Origin of the sequence: Arthrobacter sp. NPDC093125 (assembly GCF_044754225.1) — a bacterium.
Classification (GTDB): Bacteria; Actinomycetota; Actinomycetes; order Actinomycetales; family Micrococcaceae; genus Arthrobacter.
In genome coordinates this window covers 279280-297721 of sequence record NZ_JBIVOQ010000003.1, presented here as the reverse complement: position 1 = coordinate 297721, position 18442 = coordinate 279280, and the positions used below count along the sequence as shown (strand labels likewise).

Here is an 18442-nt window from a genome sequence, read left to right as displayed (position 1 = left end):
CAACAACCTCGTCACCGGCCAGGTACTCCACACCTGCCATCGCCGGAATCGTGTAGGTGTCGGCTGTGGTGCCGTCCTCATCGATGAACCCGGGCGCGATGACAACCACCTCATAGGGCGCAGGGGGCGAGAGATGCACTCCGGCATCGGCGAAATTCAGGACAGATGGCTTGGGTGCCTCCAGACCCGACGGGTTCCTGTTCACCGTGCCATCGCTGCTGTAGGTCATCTTGCTATTCGTGGAGATCATGCTGACCGTGACCAAATCCAGGTCCCCCGCGGCCAGTTGCGTGTCATCGACCAGGTAGCGCGCAGTCCCGCTGAAAGCCTCCGGGCCATCCCACCGGACATTCTGGGTGTGTCCAAGGGAATCCCGAAGATAGAACCCGATATAGCTCACGGGCCTGTCCTGGACCGCCCAGTCGATCGTGATCTCATCGCCAGCACGAACCACATCGGAAGAAGTACGCTGAAAACTCACCAACGACGGTGGCACGGAAATATCGCGCTCACTAACGAGCTCGACTCCGGCATCGGCGAAATTCAGAAGAGATGGCTTGGGTGCCTTCAGACCCGACGGGTTCCTGTTCACCGTGCCATCGCTGCTGTAGGTCATCTTGCTATTCGTGGAGACCATGCTGACCGTGACCAACTCCAAGTCCCCCGCGGCCAGTTGCGTGTCATCGACCAGGTAGCGCGCAGTCCCGCTGAAAGCCTCCGGGCCATCCCACCGGACATTCTGGGTGTGTCCAAGGGAATCCCGAAGATAGAACCCGATATAACTCACGGGCCTGTCCTGGACCGCCCAGTCGATCGTGATCTCATCGCCAGCACGAACCACATCGGAAGAAGTACGCTGAAAACTCACCAACGACGGTGGCACGGAAATATCGCGCTCACTAACGAGCTCGACTCCGGCATCGGCGAAATTCAGAAGAGATGGCTTGGGTGCCTTCAGACCCGACGGGTTCCTGTTCACCGTGCCATCGCTGCTGTAGGTCATCTTGCTATTCGTGGAGACCATGCTGACCGTGACCAACTCCAAGTCCCCCGCGGCCAGTTGCGTGTCATCGACCACGTAGCGCGCAGTCCCGCTGAAAGCCTCCGGGCCATCCCACCGGACATTCTGGGTGTGTCCAAGGGAATCCCGAAGATAGAACCCGATATAACTCACGGGCCTGTCCTGGACCGCCCAGTCGATCGTGATCTCATCGCCAGCACGAACCACATCGGAAGAAGTACGCTGAAAACTCACCAACGACGGAGGCACCGACACGTCGCTAACGCTTACGACGGAGCTGGTAACTTGCGCATAGTCGAACACTGTAGGAATTGGATCTTGTGCTCCCTCGGGCGAACTGCCCACGCTTCCATCCACGCCGTAATTGGAATTGGCGTATCCATTGCCAGCACCAAAACTGGTGAGAACCAAGTCCCCCTCAGCAACGCCGGCGTCAATGCTAGCTGTAGCAGTACCGGAAAATGCAGCTTCTGCGTTGGGCGTGTCCCATCGGGCCTGTAGTTGGTTACCTAGACTATCCCGCAGATAGAAGATCACGTTCGTCGCCGGGGAATTCCTAACCTCCCAGTCGATCATGATTTGGTCTCCCACACGAAGCATGTCGGGAGATGTCCGTTTCGCGTTAACCAACGACGGCGGTACCGAGACGTCGCGCGAGCTCTCCACTCGGCTCGATATCTGGGCGTAATCGAAGGCAACGTGCAACGGATCCTGTGCGCCCTCGGGGGACTTGCCGATGCTTCCGTCGGTGCCGTAGCTAGAGTTCGCGTAGCCATTGCCGACTCCAAAACTGGACAGGACCAAGTCCCCTGCAGCAACTCGCGTGTCATCGATGGTTGCCGTAGCTGTACCAGCAAAGGCATCTGTTCCGTTCGGAGCATCCCACCGAACTTGCACCTGACTACCCAATCGGTCGCGCAGGTAGAAGATCACGTTCGTCGCGGGAGAGTTCTTCACCTCCCAGTCGATCATGAGTTGATCCCCGTCGCGAATCACGTCTGGCGAGGTCCGATTCATACTCACCAGCGACGGCGGAATGGAAATGTCTCGAGAACTCTCGACACGGCTGGATACCTGCGCATAGTCGAAGCTTGCCTGTATCGGTTCTTGCACGCCCTCGGGTGACTTCCCCACGCTGCCGTCGGACCCATAGTTGGAGTTCGCGTAGCCATTGCCGGCTCCGAAACTGGACAGAGCCAAGTCCCCTGCAGCAACTCGCATGACATCGATGGTCGCCGTAGCTGTGCCCGCGAAGGCACTGGTTCCACTTGGAGCATCCCATCTGGCCTGTACTTGGTTACCCAGTCTGTCCCGCAGGTAAAAGATCACATTCCCCGCAGGACTGCCCTGAACTACCCAGTCGATCCGGATCTCGTCCCCGTGCCGCACCGTTTCCGGCGACGACCGATGAATAGTCACCAACGACGGCGGGATGTTCTCATCGATATCAGCGGCTAGAACCGGCGCCGCCATCCCGGAAACGAGCAAGAGCGTGGCAGCAACAAATGCAAGCCCGCGGATGACAAACGAGCGCAGCGTCATATGGTCCCCATGTACAAAGATTCTTCAGAGCACGCAACGCATGTCCGGAGAGAGCATATGGCATTTTTCAAAAATCTCCGCACCGTGAATACAAGATTCCCTAACCGCGCCTTCAAAGCCAAGAGAATGGCCGCTGCCTGAACTCACACGGCTGCCATAAAATCGCGGAAAAGGTAGAACCTACCGGTACCCGTCCACGATCGCGGCAGCGATTTCCTTGTACGCCCGCCGCGTCTCCGGCTTGAGGACGTCCAGGGTCACCAGGTCCCCGTCGGCCACTCCCCTGTCGTGCGGCACGGCAATGAGTTCGCGGCACATCCCCGCAAGGTGCTCCTCAATGGCGTCCTTGTCCACGCGTGAGGAGACCTCGTCCTTGTCCGTGATCACCACGATGGCGTTGCGGGCCAGGTCCTCGTAGCCGTGGCTGGAGAGCCACTGCAGGGTGCTGCGGGCACGCTTGGCGCCACTCACCGCGTAGCCGGCGGCGATGATCAGGTTGTCCGCGGACTGCAGGATCCCCTTCATGGCGTTGTGCGTCACGCCCGTGCCGCAGTCGGTCAACGCCACGGAGTAGTAGCTGCCGATCAGCTTGCGGATCCGCAGGTACTCCTCGGCAGTGAGCGAGTCGGAGACCTCGGGGTCCTGTTCGCCGGCGATGAGGTGCAGCCTGCCCGAGTGGTGCATGTAGCGGGAGAGCTCGGTCAGCGAATCGATGAAGTCGATGTTCTTGAGCAGGTCGGTGATGGTGCGCGGCGTGGCCTTTTGGTAGATGCCCTCGCCCAGTGCGCGCTCCACGAGGTCCCCAGAGTCCGGGTTGGCGTCGATGGCGCACGGCGGGTCGCCGCGGAACTCGGCGAGGGTCAGGCCCACACCCACCGTGGTGGATGTCTTGCCGATGCCGCCCTTGAGGCTGAGCACGGCAGTGTTGAAGCTGCCCTGCAGCTGGCGGGAGATGCGGCGGGCGAGCTCTTCCTCCTCCCGCTCCAGCGGGCTAGGCCCCATATTCCAGGAACCGCCGGACACCCGATACAGGAAGCCTCGGAATCCGCGTTTGGGGCGGGGCTTCTGCTCGCGGACAAACGACGTCGGGAGGGCGGTGGCGTCCGCCACCGGCTGTTCCCGTTCGGTGACAGTTTCCGGAACGGACGACGCCGGTGCTGCCGCCGGCTTGCGGGCCGGCGCGGGTGGAGTGGCGGGCGCTCCGGAGAGCGCGTCGGCGACGGCGGCCGCCTCAGCCCAGGAGGAGCTGCGGACCGGGAGCACGGGGGCGGAGCTTGTGTTGGGTGTCACGGCTTCGAAGGATCCTGTCCAGTCGTCGGAGTCGCTGCCGTCACGGCGGCGGGTACGGCGGCGTCGCAGCCCGGGCTGCTCTGCGTCAGTTTCCGCTTCAGCTATCTGATTGTCCGCTGGTTTGGGCATGTTCGGTCCCCCAGGATCCACAGCAAGGTCCCGCTGCGCTTCTCGATTGGATTGGTTCAAACAGCAATTCTAGGCGCTGGCGCACCCGCCGCTGTCATCAGCCCTGGACGAGTGCGGCCCCCACGACAGCGGAGGTGACAACCAGGAGGAGCCCCAGGGCAACGTAGCTCCACCATTTGGGACGGCCGCGGTGCGGATTGATGTCAATGTACGGCACGTCTACTCCGCCTGTGCAGGGACGGAGCGGGAAACAACCGGAGAAACCGCGCGGCGCTTCAGGCGCAGCAGCGCGTAGAGGCCCGCGAACGGAATCAGGAGGCTGCCCAGCAGGGCGCAAAGCGCAAAGATGAAGTCGGGAAGTGCCACGGTAAACCTCCGGGACGTTGAGACCTTGCGACGCAGCCGAACTGGGTTTTGGCAACGGCGACAGTAACTGACAGGTAGATCCCCCATAGATCTATTGGTCAGACTACTTAGCAGTCAACGTGGCTGTCCAATTGGACACGCTGTAACAGAAATTGTCACGGCGCCATCAGGACGCAGCAGCGCCATCCCTTAGCTCTATTTCTGAAGCGCGAACACCACCACTGCCGCCGTCGCAACGGCCAGCAACGCCAGGCCAACGTAGGCCGAGAACTGGAGCTGACGGCGGCGGCTCTCGCGCCGCGCGCCCCTGCCGTATCTGTGGCCCCCATAAGCACTCATGGGTCTGAAACTAGTGGCGCAGGATCAAGAAAGGCTCAAGACAAGCTCAAGAAAGGCGCAAGGCACTCGTTGCGTCGCAGGCAAGCGACCCAACATCAGATCTTTTCGTCCACTGTCGGCGAGCCCGCCGCACCATGAACGCGCGCAGCGCGCCGTCCCTTCAGCCGGCCAAAGGACTGCAGGCGCGGCATCGCGCTGTGCCGCCCCGGAAGCGGGGGCAACGGAGCCACAGGCAGGCCCGAAACCGGAGCGTCCACGCTCCTTTCTTGGCGGGGCATGTCCTGCTCATCAAGCCATGAACGCTGGGGCAGAGGATCGTCGGCAATGACGTTGCGCTCGATGAATTGACGGATCGAGTCGCGGATTCCGGTCTTCATGCACTCAACCTAAAGTGAGCGCATGCGGGGCCCCAGAGTAGCCGATACCTGTTTTTCATGCGCCGTGGCTACTGAGTACTCAACCTCCGCATATCGTCAATGCTGGGGCCGGGTCTCCTGCAGGCGCTTGATGAACCAACGGGACTGCTCGGGCCCGTACGGCAACACAGGAATGGCCTTGGTGGCGTCGGATGGAGTGTCCCGGATCGACTGCCGTGCCTGCCGGACGGCTGTGGTCATCGTGTCCGCCATAGTCTTGACGAAGCGGTCACTGCACGGCTCCCCGTGGCCCGGGATCAGAAATTCGTAGCGGTGCCGCAGTGCAGACAGGTGCCTCAGAGCGCCGGCCCACTCCTCCGGGTACGAGTCTTCGAAGGAGGGGTGTGCTCCCTGCTCCACCAGGTCGCCCGCGTAGAGGGTGGTGGTTGTCCCTACCAGGAGGTCGCCGTCGGTGTGCCCACGGCCGAGGTGGAACAGTGTGGCGGTCTGTCCACCCAGGTCCACGAGGACGGGCTGGTCGCGTACCAGCGCGTTGGGCACCACGAGCTCGACGTTCTCCCCTTCGCCGGCGGCCATCTCGGGCTCTAGTTCTGCCACGGCTCCTCGCTGCGCGTCGCCGTTTTCGCCGATCTCCTCGGCGCAGTTCTCATGCGCCCAGAACTCCGAGACGCCGTCCTCGGCGAAAACTGCGTTGCCGAAGAAGTGGTCGTAGTGTGCGTGGGTATTGACTACCACGAGGGGAAGCTGGGTTTTCTCCCGGACTGCGTCCAGAATGTCGTGCCCCTGCCGCGGCCCGCATCCGGTGTCGATGACCATGGCCCGTTCGGTGCCAAGGATCAGGCCGGTGTTGAGCTTCGAACCTTCGGTCGTCAGTACATAGTTGTCCGTACCGACTTTGAGCCATCGTGACATTCGTTCTCCGTACATTTTGGGAGCGTCTGCGGTCTTCAGATCTAGATTCTATCTATGGAGGCTGGGCTGTTCCCGGGAGCCCATGCACAGCATGTACGGGAGCCGGAGGCGAATAAACCGAAGCGAAATGTTGGAACCCGTATGATGTCTGGCTATGGGGACTAAACAGCATAAGCACTTCTGCGCGACTTGCAACGCCATCACAAACCACGTCACGTACTACAAGCAGGATGCTGGAGGGTTAGTAGTCACAGTGCGCTGTTCTGGCCACTCTGACCAAGGGAATGAATAAGTAGAGTCGGAGGCCGCCTGATCGAGCTCGTGGAAGTCAGTTTGCATACCCGAACTGCGGTTCGAACGCGGAAACCAGTGGAGTAGCCAGCCTGTACGCACTGGAGTTGACGGGAGGGCCCTCACGCTGTGGTGTTGGCTCATTTAGCCATCTTCAGGAGCGATCGCGCGGTCGAAATGCCACTGGTTGGAGCAAAACAGGAAGACGGGTGAATAGGTAGGCCTCCTACCTGCACGAGACTTCGCGCTTTAGGAAGCACCACCAGCCATCCTGGACGTGTATTGCAAAGAGTTCGGCTCGGGGCAGGCAGCAAGGTATCCGCAATTTGAATAGGCGCAGCCACACCTCACCATGGTTTCGCCCGCGATCCAAGCCCAGCGCAGCGGCCCACCGTTGCTCCAGCCAACTTCCCCAAGAAGCTCTGTCGCTCAGCAGGCACCATCACGGGCCGTGGTGCCACCGCTCCCCCGGCGGGTGCGGATTTGACGCCGCAAACCGTTACTAACGGCTTAGACTATTCGCCCAACGAACGGCACAACAGCCGCGCACCAGGTCGACGGCCGCACATGGGCCCCTATTGGAATCGCCGGGCTCGAGAGAACCACAAAGTCAAGCGACTCCACAGCGTGAACCTTATCCAAGCCCATGAGCGCGGCATTCGCTCTCCGAGGCGTCCACCCTAAAGTCTTCTAGACGGAAGTTGGCTGGTAATCCAGCCCGCGGTTAATGGCCGTAGCCGCATCTTCCGCGAAGAAGACGTTGGGCAGCTCTCCAACGTAGTCCTTGAAGATCGCCGAAACCTTCTTGTTAGCGTTGTCGTACGCATAAACCGGAATGCCCAGTAGCGCGGCCAAAACCATGGCGTGCAGGCGGTCGGTGACGACAACGTTACCTTCGCTGAGAATGCGGGACGCTGAACGAACATTTGCTTCTGCCATCGCCGCGAAGCTGAGTTCGATGAGCGGATACAGGGCTGGGGTGAGTTTCGGGAAAACGCGAACGACATCCTCAGCGAGGCGCAGCGCGCGCCAAGCAGGAACACGCAAAGTGCCCCGAAAGCCCCAGTCAACAATCTTGTAGCTCGGGCCGCGCAATAGAGGAGTATCCTGCTGCACCGATTCGTTGTCGTTTCGCTTGAGGAAGACGAGAGAGTATTTGGCTTTGCCCCGCTTGTGATAGCCGTACCCCAACGCCATGTCTGGGCAGAACTCCACGTTGTTGTTTGGGAACGCTCGCTTGGCCGCAGCAAAGCCAACCCTGTCTCTCATAAGAATCGTGACGTCTGGGTGGCTGCCATAGACGGCTTGCGCGCGCGCTAACCCCTCATTGGTGTTGAACTCCATCGTTTGGGGGAGTTGAACAATTTTCCGATCCGGGAATTGTGCGATGACCGATTCTTTGAAAGCTTGGCTTTCGACCCAACGGTCGCCGAAATTGCCGCCGCCATTGATCAAGATGGGGCCATCAGGGACACGCTTGCGCAGTTCTCTGGCAGAGAAGTGGTTGAGGCTGGCGATATAGGCAACCTCAACCCCAAGCATCTTCAGGTATTGCCGAGCACCGAGCCAGATAAGAGCGTCGCCCGCATTCTGATGACGGGGGTAGTCCAACAGTGCGACTTTGTCGCCTCGGACCAGATGTTTCGAAAGTACGCTAAGCGATTGCGATTGGATATCCCCAAGGTTCATCCCCACAGAATAACAGCGTCAGCTCACATCACCGTTCTGGGTTATCATCACGGAAGTAGGATGAGGATGCTGGAGATCCCACCAACGTATATTTCTACCCCTGAATGCTCATACCCTGCTCAGAGTTGCTGCTCCAGCTACTCCTTGAAGCGCCCCTTGAACCTCCAACATCCGCAAACTAGAGATCAGCTACGACCCGTCCCGGGTTCTCGATGGCGTCCGCCACGTAACGCAGGAATCCGCCGGCTGTTCCGCCGTCGCACACCCTGTGGTCGAAGGTCAGCGTCAGCTCGGTGACCTTGCGGACCGTGAGTTCGCCGTTCACAACCCACGGCTTATCGATGACTCGCCCTACGCCTAGGATTGCCGCCTCGGGATAGTTGATGATCGCTGCCGAACCATCCACACCGAAAACACCGTAGTTATTGAGCGTGAAGGTACCGCCCCCCAGTTCGGCAGGTGTCGCCTTGCCGGCCCTTGCGACGCCGGTGAGGCGCTTGATCTCAGCATCGATTTCGCGTGCGCTGAGCTTGTCTGCGTTGCGGACAGAAGGCACCACCAGGCCGCGATCAGTTTGAGCGGCGAAACCAAGGTTGACTCCGTCGAAGGCGACAATCTCCTGCTGTTCTTCTCCGGGTTTCCCTTGGGTGGTGACAATTCTTGTGTTCAGTTCCGGGTACTTTTTCAAGCCCGCTGTGACAAAGCGTGCGATGAAGGCCAGAAGCCCGGGCGTGCTGTGCCCGTCCTTCTTCTTCAATTCTGCGCGCATCTCAAGGAGAGCCGTCGCATCCACATCCACCCACACTGTTGCTTCGGGGATCTCAGTGCGGCTGCGGCTCATATTCGCAGCGACCGTCTTGCGGACACCCCGGACTGGGATGCGGCTCGCAATGCCGAGGCCGGTACGGGGGTCGGTGGCGCTGGTTGCCGCTGCTGTCGACGCTTTCGTTTCGGCAGGCTCAACCACCGGGCTCGCCTCTGTGTCGACAGGCTCCACCACCGGAGCTTTGATCGCGGCTTCGACATCCCGCCGCATGATCAGGCCGCTTTCACCCGACCCCTGCAGATGTCGTAGGTCCACTCCGCGTTCCTTGGCCATCCGGCGTACCAGTGGGGAGATGACAGCTCCGAGTTTGCCGGGTGCACGCGTGCGCGTCAGAAGGAGGTCATCCGCTGAAGATGTCAATTTTTGCTCGGCTGGGCTCTTGGCTTCGATGGGTTTGCTTTCGGCCGGCCGTGTTTCGACAGGTTCAACCATGGCGAGGGTGCGCCTCGGGCGCGTCCGGCGGACCGCTGTGGTGCCACCCGGTGTTCCGTATCCGATCAAGACGTTGCCGGAGCCTGCCTTTTCCTCCTCGCGGTAGGTTTCGGCCGTGACCTCGGCAGGCTGTTTCGCCATCGAGCCCCCGATCGGTGTCACTGAGATGAGGGGCCTGCCTACGTCCAGGGTCTGGCCTGGTTCGCTGTGCAGCTCGGCAACGGTGCCGGCGTATGGGGAAGGGACCTCCACTATGGACTTGGCTGTCTCGACCTCGGCGATAGGTTGGTCGACGCGGATCTCGTCGCCCACGGACACGAGCCAGTTGACCAGTTCGGCTTCGGTGAGACCTTCGCCCAGGTCGGGGAGCAGGAATACTTTCGTGTCGGTCATCTGTTCAGTCTTCCCACTGGAGGTCGTCTACGGCGTCGAGGATGCGGTCGACGCTAGGCAGGTAATAGTGTTCGAGTTTGGGGGCAGGGTACGGCACGTCGAAGCCTGCCACCCGGCGGATCGGCGCTGCGAGGTAGTGGAAGCAACGTTCCTGCATGCGTGCCACGATCTCGGAGGACACGGACGCGAAGCCATGTGCCTCCGCGATCACCACGGCTCGGCCGGTCTTCCGCACGGACGCTGCGACGGTTTCGTCGTCGAACGGCACGAGGGTGCGGACGTCCACGACCTCCAGGGAGCGGCCCTCCTCGGCAGCCGCGGCAGCGGCGGCGAGCGCCGTCGGGACAGCCGGCCCGTACGCTATCAGTGTCGCGTCGGTGCCGGGACGGGCGACGGCGGCACTGCCTTCCGTGGAAGTTCCCCGCTCGGCGTTGGCTTCGTGTTCCCGGCGGAGCGCCTCAAGGTCCACCAGATCCTTGGACCAGTAGAGCTTCTTGGGTTCCATGAACATCACCGGGTCATCGGAGTCGATGGCCTCACGGAGCATCCGGTAGCCGTCAGCCACCGTGGCGGGGGTGTAGACCTTCAGGCCCGCGGTGTGGGCGTAGTACGACTCGGACGAGTCACAGTGGTGCTCCACTCCCCCGATGCCGCCGGCATAGGGAACACGGATGACCATCGGCAGTTTCAGGGCGCCCTTGGTCCGGTTGTGCATCTTGGCCACGTGGCTGGCGATCTGTTCGAAGGCCGGGTACGCGAATGCGTCGAACTGCATCTCGATCACGGGCCGCATGCCGTTTATCGCCATACCTACGGCCATGCCCACGATGCCCGACTCGGCCAGTGGCGTGTCAAAACAGCGCTGCTCACCAAAGGTCTTGGTGAGGCCGTCAGTGATGCGGAAGACACCACCGAGCATGCCCACGTCCTCGCCAAACACCAAGACGGACTTGTCCGCGTGCATCGCGTCCGCCATCGCCGTGTTCAAGGCCTTCGCCATGGTTACCAGCTGCGGTCCGGCCGCCTCGGTCGTAGCCGCCGCGGAGGCGGCTGCCCGAGCTGTGGCGGAGCTGACGTTGCCGTTGGCTTCCGAAGACGTGGTAATGGTGGGGCTCATTCGGGGGCCTCCGTTTCGGATGAAGCACCGGCACCAGCGTCGCGGGCGAGTTCGTCGGAGAGAAGCGCGGACTGTTCACTGAGCTGCGGCGTGGGGACGGAGAAGACGTACTTAAAGAGGTCCTGCGGGTCCACCGGGACGTCCTCGCTAAGGCCGTTGCGCAGCTGGGTGGCAACTGCTTCCGCTTTCTCCGCAATTCGGGACTCGCCGTCGTCGTCCAGCAGCCCCTTGTCGGTCAGATACTTCTTCATCCGCGACAGCGGGTCGCGGGCTACCCATTGCGCCACTTCGCTGTCCTGCCGGTAGCGGGTGGCGTCGTCCGCGTTGGTGTGGGCCTGCATGCGGTAGGTGTGAGCCTCAACCAGGAGTGGGCCGGATCCTTGGCGCGCCAGCTTGACTGCCCTGTCCAGAACCGCGAGGAGGGCGACGACGTCGTTCCCGTCCACGCGTTCGCCCGCCATGCCGTAGCCGACCGCCTTGTGGGCGAGCGACGGCGCGACGGACTGGTGTGCGAGCGGCACAGATATGGCGTACTGGTTGTTCTGTACGAAGAAGATGACAGGCAGGTGGAAGACGGCTGCGAAGTTCAGGGCCTCATGGAAGTCACCTTCGCTGGTGGCTCCGTCCCCGCACATCGCCAGGACCACCGTGTCCTCGCCGCGCAGCTTGGCTGCGTGGGCGACGCCGACTGCGTGGAGCAGCTGGGTGGTGAGCGGGGTGCACTGGATGCCGACCTTGTGCTCGGCGGGGTTGTAGCCGCTGTGCCAGTCGCCCCGGAACAGGGTCATGGCCTGGACTAGGTCGACTCCTCTGGCCATGACGGCGACAGAGTCACGGTAGGTGGGAAACATCCAGTCACCGTCGGAGAGGCAGAGCGCGGCAGCCACCTGGCAGGCCTCCTGCCCATGGCTGGAGGGGTAGACGGCCATCCGCCCCTGCCGCACCAGGGCGGAGTTCTGGTCGTTGACTCGGCGGCCGACAACAAGCTGCTCATAAGCAGCAATAAGTTCCTCGTCACTGGGCAGCGGATACTCGTGGCCCGGTTCAGTTCCCTGTTCGGAGTGCGGTTTGAGGTTGCCGTCCTGATCCACCATCTGGATCTGGTGGCGTGCCGGCAGCATGTAGTCCTCGGCGGTGATTCCGAATTTGCGCACGGCTTCGGCAACGGCGCCTTCCAGGTGCAGGTCTTGGCCATGTTCCGGGGCCTGCCCGGCCTGCGCGGCCTGGTCCCGGGCAGTGTGGTCCGCGGAGATCGTCATTGGTCCGTCCTTCTGTAGCCACTATTCGCTCTCAGTATGCTCCCGGACGAAGTTTCGTATCCAGCCCCTGCCGGAATCATGGAGAAGTTTGAGGCATTGCCATAATCTGAAAGACGAATCGTGACTCTGAGCGGGGTTACCGACGGGAGTAGTAGACGAATGGCTGGAGCTGAACCGGAGCAGGTGGCGGTGCCGCTGGACGCTGTGGACCGGAACATCATCGCGGAGCTGACACGGGACGGGCGGATGTCCGTGACGCAGGTGGCCGAGAACGTGCACATTTCCCGTGCGCACGCCTACACGAGGATTGCCAGGCTGACCGGCGAGGGCGTGCTGACGAAGTTCACTGCAGTGGTGGATCCCATCAAGGCGGGGCTGAAGTCATCCGCATATGTGACGCTAAAAGTGCGGCAGCATTCCTGGCGTGAGCTGCGGGAGCTGCTGCAGGCTATCCCTGAGGTGCACCACATTGCCCTCGTGGGTGGCGATTTTGACGTCATCCTGCTGGTAAGGGCCGTGGACAACGTTGACCTGCGCAGGGTCATCTTCGACCAACTGCAGTCCATGCCTGGAGTATTGGATACACAGACGTTTTTAGTCTTCGAGGATGTAGACACAAGATGAGTCATGCATTCCTTCCAGAAATAGCCATTCCTGACAGAGTTGCAACAGGCCGTTAGCCTGAGAGCTCCACTGACGCTGTTAGTAAGAGGGAATGGTGCCTCAGAAAAGGTCAGTTCGGCTTCGGGAAGTAGGACGCTCAGCTAACGCAGTCGTTGAGTCCAGCTCGAGCCGTTCGGCAAGACGAGCACAATCCGCTCGGGGAGCGACCCGAGGCGATCGACATAGATGGCTGGCAGCTACGTATGTGAAGCGGGGGTATTGAGCGACCGGCAACTCATGGCGGGTAGAATTGAGAGAATCGCACGAACACGCCGATCTGGTGACCGCCATCTGGCCGCTCCAGTAACCTGTACAGGGGGACCCAAGGTTTTGGATATACATGACTACGTGCGCGTTTTGCGCCGCAGCTGGGTGCTTATCACCGCAGTAACCTTGGGCTGCCTGTTGACAGGGGGCGCAATCTCGGTCCTGGTCAAGCCGACATATACGTCGGAGACGCAGCTTTTCGTTGCCCTCCAAGGCTCAGGAAGCATCTCTGAGCTGCAGCAGGGGAACACGTTTAGTCAGGCCAGAGTGCAATCGTACGTTAAGACGGTCACCACGCCGTCGGTCCTCCAGCCAGCCATCGACGAATTGGGGCTTCCGGAGACCACAGAAAAACTGGCAAGCCGAATAAAGGCCAGCGCCGATCTCAATACGGTTTTAATAAACATCTCGGTCTCGGATGAGTCACCTGTGCAGGCAGCGGCCATCGCCCATGCCGTTGGTAACAGCTTAGTGAAAGTCGTGGAGAGCTTGGAAAAGCCGAAAACGGGCGGCACGTCTCCGGTCAGTCTTTCCATCATCACACCAGCAGAAGCGCCGGCAGCGCCTTCTTCGCCAAACACGCGCCTGAATTTGCTTTTAAGTGCGCTCATCGGGATGGCAGCAGGAGTGGGAGCCGCCATTCTCAGGAATATGCTGGATAACCGAATCCACGGTGAAATGGACTTGCGTCGCATCACCGATGCCCCGCTCCTCGGCGGTATCTCCTTCGATCAAGATGCCTCAAAGAAGCCCTTGCTTACTCAAGCTGCCCCCCAAAGCTCACGTGCAGAGTCTTTTAGACAACTACGTACAAATCTCCAATTTGCGAATGTTTCAGGAGCGGCTAGATCCGTTCTCATAACATCTTCACTCCCCGGTGAGGGCAAGAGCACTACAGCAACAAACTTAGCCCTCGCCTTGGCTGATGCCGGCCAATCCGTCTGCCTGATAGACGCCGACCTTCGGCGGCCCATGGTCAACGAGTACTTGGGGCTAGAAAGAAGCATTGGCTTAACTACCGCCCTGCTCGGAGCTGCCGAAGTGGACGATCTACTCCAACCATGGGGAACCGCACCGCTCTATGTACTGACCTCGGGGCAGATCCCCCCCAATCCAAGCGAGTTGCTGGGATCAGAGGCGATGCAGCATCTTCTGGCGAGACTTGAAGAAGTGTTTGACGTGGTCATTATCGATGCGCCTCCACTGCTACCCGTGACGGATGCCACAGTGCTTTCTCAGCATGTCGGAGGGGTGGTGGTTGTTGTCGGCTCGCAGTCCATCAAACTTGCAGAGCTAGACAAGTCGCTTGCGGCATTACGACTGGTCGGAGCGAATCTCCTTGGAGTGGTGCTCAACCGGCTCCCTGCTAAAGGACCAGACGCGTACACCTACAGTTACAGTTCGTATGCGACCCCTACCCCAGAAAAGGGGCGACTGAAGCGTCCAGGTAATCGAGCAGGTGAAAGTCCAGCGCGTCAGGCTGAACCATTGAGTCAGGAACCGATGAGCACACCGTCCTCAAACGATCGATACAAAACCCCCTTCACCGAGGAGAGACAACGTGACGCTGCGCGCTTTCCTTCCTCGTATGTAGATCGCAAATAATCAGACTATTGTCAATGGCTACTGTGAATTTTGACCGTAATGCCGGATCGCCATACCTGGACAGGAACCTGTGACCAATCAAACGCTGTGGACGATCACACACGACTTCTCTCACTCGTGGGGCGGAGCAGAAAAGTGTACCGAGGTCCTGTCCGCGCATGTGCTGCCCAACTCTTCGACCTGGGTTATTAGCGGCAATTCTGAAGTGACTGCTCGGTTGTTCCCTGGGACTCCAGGCAAGCCCACAAAGTCACTACTCCCTCTGGACAGCATTTCAGCAAGCTTGGCTCGCATGCTGACGCCCGTTCTCTACCCGGTGATCAGAGCAATCCCGGCCACGGACGAGAACATACTTGCGTCTTCCTACGCCCTTGCCCACCTTCGGCGAAGCAAGAATGTCAAGGTAATCTACTGCCATTCTCCCTTCCGACAGATATACAGCGGCGTCAGCGATTATTTCCCGAAGAATCGGATTGTCCAGAACCTTTTGTCAGTAGGTTTGGCCCCATTCCGACACATCGATAAAAAAGCCGCTAATGAATCACAAATAATAATCGCCACGAACAGCATTGTCGCCGCGCGCATAAAGGAGTTCTGGGGAAGGGATGCCGACGCAATTATTCCCCCACCAATCGATACCCAGCTCTTTCGACCAGTACCGCTACCAGAAAGATCATACTTCGTCTGGGCCGGGAGGATCGTGGAGCCCTATAAAAAAGTTGAACTCCTGCTAGATACTTTCAGGATGCGGCCCGATCTACAACTAACAGTGGTTGGTGATGGTAGAGATCGCCGCGCATTGGAGGCGGTCGCTCCGGCTAACGTGACATTCGTTGGCAAGAAGATGGGAGCCGAGCTCAGTGATGTCATTGCAAACGCCGAAGCCCTCATCTTTCCTAGCGCAGACGATTTCGGGATGGTTCCGCTTGAAGCCATGGCCGCCGGGACTCCTGTAATTGGCTTTTCAGGTGGCGGGGCCCGGGAAACCGTCGTGGATGGACTGACAGGCGTTTTATTCGAGGAACAGTCTGTTGACAGCCTTGGGGACGCCATTAATCGCATGCGAACATCAAATTGGGACTATAGAGCAGTCCGTCAGCACGCTCTTCAATACGGCCAAGAAGCATTCGTGGAGAGGTTCAGCAAGCTGTTGCAGGCTGGCCTGGAGACCGAACGGCGTAATAGTTGATCGAATCGTGGACAACAGTCGTCCTCGCCCCCGGATTAGGAGCAACTCATGCCTAAACTCGCAACGATAAGCATGCTGAAACGCTTAATGTCCTCGCTGGAGATCAACTCAATTTGGCTCGCCAGCTACTTTCCATCCAATTTTGTTCGTCGAACAATTTTACGAATATGGGGTGCGGAGGTTGGAGCGGGGGTTGCACTGCACCGGGGTCTGCAAGTCAGAGCAGCAAGGCGACTTGTCATAGGGTCCGACTGCTATTTGGCCGAAGACCTAGTCCTCGATGCCAGAGGCGGGATTACCATAGGCGAAAGCGTTAGTGTCAATAGTGGTGTGCAGATTTGGACTGCTCAGCATGACTGGCAATCTGAGACATTTGCCTACACAAGTGAGCCTGTTGTCGTCGGACATCACTGTTGGATCAGCGCGAGGGTGATCATAATTCCGGGACGTGTCGTAAATGAAGGTTCTGTAATTGCGGCCGGTTCCGTTGTTACGAAGAACATTCCGGCTTGGTCGCTTGCTGGGGGTAATCCCGCTAGAGTGCTATCCGCACGGCCCAGGGTCGACAGCTATACGCTCGACGCCAGTAGGAGCAAGTTGTTGTGGTGGTGAAGCGCATCCAGGAAAGAAGATGGGAACAACGTGAGGGGCTGAACCAAGTTGGTCCTGCTCGTTGGGCAGAGGTTCAGGACCCATACCGGCACCGGTCCGGAGTAAGCCCACTTACAAGACGTTTTATCTGTGCGCTTCTATTCATCTCAATAGTCGGACAACAACTGGCAGTTCCGGGCCTGGGAGTGCCGCTAGCGCTAGTTCCTTTTTGGGCCTGTGTGTTATGGCTTTGGGCCTCTGGAGAAATCGTACTCGGTGCCCGACGTCTTGCATTCAGTTCGATACTCGCGGCGACATTAGCATTGTGTCTTTGGGGCTGGCTCTCCTTGACACCCGTACCGCCGTCGCTCTTTTCTCTGCTTTTTCTTGTCGCGTGTTGGATGCCTTTCCTCTTCGTTGCGCCACGGAGTGCGGAACTCACACACGCGGTATCAAAGACTTTCCTCCGGACTGTGGGGGCACTTGCGGTAATCGCTATAGCACAGTTCGCTATCCAAATACTTGGCGGCCCTTTCATCGACGTTTTTTCGCTAATCTCGAAAGAAGTCGTAATTCCGGGGTACGTTCACCGTGCCAGGCTAGATATTGCGGGTTTCGAAGGATATCTGATTCGCTCGAACGGCATGTTCTTCCTTGAGCCAAGTATCGCGTCGCAATTTTTCGCCTTGGCGGCAATTCTCGCCTTAAGAATCGCCCCTGCCTCAGTACCACTATTCATCGCTGCGCTACTTTTCACCGGTTCTGGAACTGGTATCATCGCGCTTGCCGTCGGAGTACTTGGTATTGCAATCACAGGAACCTCGAAGGAAAGGGTCCTCAGTGTACTTGCAGCGTCGCTCGGCCTAGCAGTTCTCACCTTCACAGGCCTGCTTCTTGCGTTCTTCTCCAGAACTTCTGAGTTCCAGACAGAAGGCAGCTCTGCCTCGTTCCGCTTCCTCGATCCATGGGAGCACGTCGCCAAGTTCATGCTGGACTTTCCGGCTGCAATAATGACGGGATATGGACCCGGCGGTGCGAGTCTTACCGCGGTGACGTATGGCACCGGCGTAAATTACACGTTTACGCCAAAACTCGTCATTGAATACGGAATTGTAGTTGGACTCGGATGCACTATGGCAATGTTGTTATTCGTCATGAAAAGCACTGATCTTCCGCTTGCCGGACGCCTGGTTATATTAGCAATGACGTTTGCACTATCCGGCGCCCTTGGACAACCGGCTTCTGCAATTCTCGTGTGGTGTTTCTGCCAGCCTCAGAGCCATCTCAAAACCCCCAGGGCGACACGATGGGACCCACTTTTTCCGCGCTCCTTGCCAACTCTGGAGGCATCTCCCAAGCGCTGGTGATGGCCTCAATAGGGCCCTTCGCATTTAGCGGTCCAGCGACGCTGTCGCGCCGTGGTAGGAGAAAGTACGCTGTCGCCTCTCCACGGGCTCTGGGCAGTCCAAGGCTGGGCGGCGGATCATGGAGGTGTCTGCCACGGTGGACGCCGGTTTTGCGGCTCTTGGTGGTTGATGGGGATTTGAATTCGTGTCGTTGAAGACAAAGGGGCCCGTGGCCCTGTTGGGATGAGTGTGTCTAAGCATTCAACCTGGAACAGGACCACGAGCCTTGAACGAGCCTACCGGGGTCGCAGCCGACGCTGCCACCATCCTCTTCAACCTTCCCGACTACCGCGTCATTTCCACCACCGTCACTGTTGGCCGACGGCAGGTCATCATCGAAACGGACCAGCCACCGGGCTGCCCGAGCTGTGGCGTCATCGCTTCCCGGCGGAAGGAGCGGCGCCTCCAGCGGCTCCGCGATATTCCTGTCGCCGGGCCCGTGGATGTGCTCTGGTCCAAGTACCGCTGGTACTGCGAAGAACCGGCCTGCGACAGGCTGTCGCTCTTCGAATCGACGCCACAGGTCCCGCGCCGCGCACGCTCTACCAGCCGGCTCCGGGACCAACTCGTGGAGGCGGTCATCCGATCGGGCAGAGCCGTATCGGAAACGGCCGCCGGCTTCGCCGTGTCCTGGTGGATGGTGCGGGCTGCGCTCAACGAGGCATGCCTGCTGCGGCTGCCCGACGTGGACAAACTGGCTCTTCACGGTTCGTGGGGAAATGAATCTCTGAGATGAGT

Annotated in this window: 15 protein-coding genes; 5 read left to right on the top strand and 10 right to left on the bottom strand. The window is 59.6% G+C overall.

Features of this window, described 5'->3' with window-relative positions; translation table 11 throughout:
- From ACIP9X_RS08640 to pdhA, 10 genes are all read right to left on the bottom strand, one after another.
- Positions 1-2563: hypothetical protein (locus ACIP9X_RS08640; RefSeq protein ID WP_400479302.1), on the bottom strand; the 2563-nt coding region annotated here is incomplete at its 3' end.
- 180 nt (positions 2564-2743) lie between these two features.
- Complete coding sequence (locus ACIP9X_RS08635) at positions 2744-4042, bottom strand: MinD/ParA family protein (RefSeq protein WP_400479301.1); 1299 nt, start codon at positions 4040-4042, stop codon at positions 2744-2746.
- A gap of 159 nt (positions 4043-4201) precedes the next feature.
- Positions 4202-4348 (bottom strand): hypothetical protein, encoded by a 147-nt coding sequence (locus ACIP9X_RS08630; protein ID WP_400479300.1) that lies wholly within the window; start codon positions 4346-4348, stop codon positions 4202-4204.
- 195 nt (positions 4349-4543) lie between these two features.
- Positions 4544-4687 (bottom strand): hypothetical protein, encoded by a 144-nt coding sequence (locus ACIP9X_RS08625; protein WP_400479299.1) that lies wholly within the window; start codon positions 4685-4687, stop codon positions 4544-4546.
- Positions 4688-4782: 95 nt separating this feature from the next.
- A complete protein-coding gene (locus tag ACIP9X_RS08620) occupies positions 4783-5064 on the bottom strand; it encodes a hypothetical protein (protein ID WP_400479298.1) in 282 nt (93 codons plus the stop codon).
- 96 nt (positions 5065-5160) lie between these two features.
- Entirely contained in the window at positions 5161-5976 is an 816-nt protein-coding gene (locus ACIP9X_RS08615; RefSeq protein WP_400479297.1) for an MBL fold metallo-hydrolase, read from the bottom strand.
- A 981-nt stretch (positions 5977-6957) separates the two neighbouring features.
- Positions 6958-7956: a polysaccharide pyruvyl transferase family protein gene (locus tag ACIP9X_RS08610; RefSeq protein WP_400479296.1), complete on the bottom strand. Its 999-nt coding sequence runs from the start codon at positions 7954-7956 to the stop codon at positions 6958-6960.
- A gap of 178 nt (positions 7957-8134) precedes the next feature.
- Positions 8135-9607 (bottom strand): dihydrolipoamide acetyltransferase family protein, encoded by a 1473-nt coding sequence (locus ACIP9X_RS08605; RefSeq protein ID WP_400479295.1) that lies wholly within the window; start codon positions 9605-9607, stop codon positions 8135-8137.
- A 4-nt stretch (positions 9608-9611) separates the two neighbouring features.
- Positions 9612-10724, bottom strand: a complete 1113-nt coding sequence (locus tag ACIP9X_RS08600; protein WP_400479294.1) for an alpha-ketoacid dehydrogenase subunit beta — start codon at positions 10722-10724, stop codon at positions 9612-9614.
- Positions 10721-11983: a pyruvate dehydrogenase (acetyl-transferring) E1 component subunit alpha gene (gene pdhA / locus ACIP9X_RS08595; RefSeq protein ID WP_400479293.1), complete on the bottom strand. Its 1263-nt coding sequence runs from the start codon at positions 11981-11983 to the stop codon at positions 10721-10723. Before pdhA ends, ACIP9X_RS08600 begins: the two co-directional genes overlap by 4 nt.
- 159 nt (positions 11984-12142) lie before the next feature.
- Between pdhA and ACIP9X_RS08590 the strand changes: the two genes are divergently transcribed.
- The 5 genes from ACIP9X_RS08590 (at position 12143) to ACIP9X_RS08570 (ending at position 18440) form a co-directional block, all read left to right on the top strand.
- Complete coding sequence (locus ACIP9X_RS08590) at positions 12143-12607, top strand: Lrp/AsnC family transcriptional regulator (RefSeq protein WP_400479292.1); 465 nt, start codon at positions 12143-12145, stop codon at positions 12605-12607.
- 369 nt (positions 12608-12976) lie between these two features.
- A complete protein-coding gene (locus ACIP9X_RS08585) occupies positions 12977-14518 on the top strand; it encodes a polysaccharide biosynthesis tyrosine autokinase (RefSeq protein ID WP_400479500.1) in 1542 nt (513 codons plus the stop codon).
- 292 nt (positions 14519-14810) lie between these two features.
- Entirely contained in the window at positions 14811-15707 is an 897-nt protein-coding gene (locus ACIP9X_RS08580) for a glycosyltransferase (protein ID WP_400479291.1), read from the top strand.
- 992 nt (positions 15708-16699) lie between these two features.
- A complete protein-coding gene (locus tag ACIP9X_RS08575; RefSeq protein ID WP_400479290.1) occupies positions 16700-17665 on the top strand; it encodes a hypothetical protein in 966 nt (321 codons plus the stop codon).
- 265 nt (positions 17666-17930) lie between these two features.
- Positions 17931-18440: a transposase family protein gene (locus tag ACIP9X_RS08570; RefSeq protein WP_400479289.1), complete on the top strand. Its 510-nt coding sequence runs from the start codon at positions 17931-17933 to the stop codon at positions 18438-18440.
- The last annotated feature ends 2 nt before the right edge of the window (positions 18441-18442 follow it).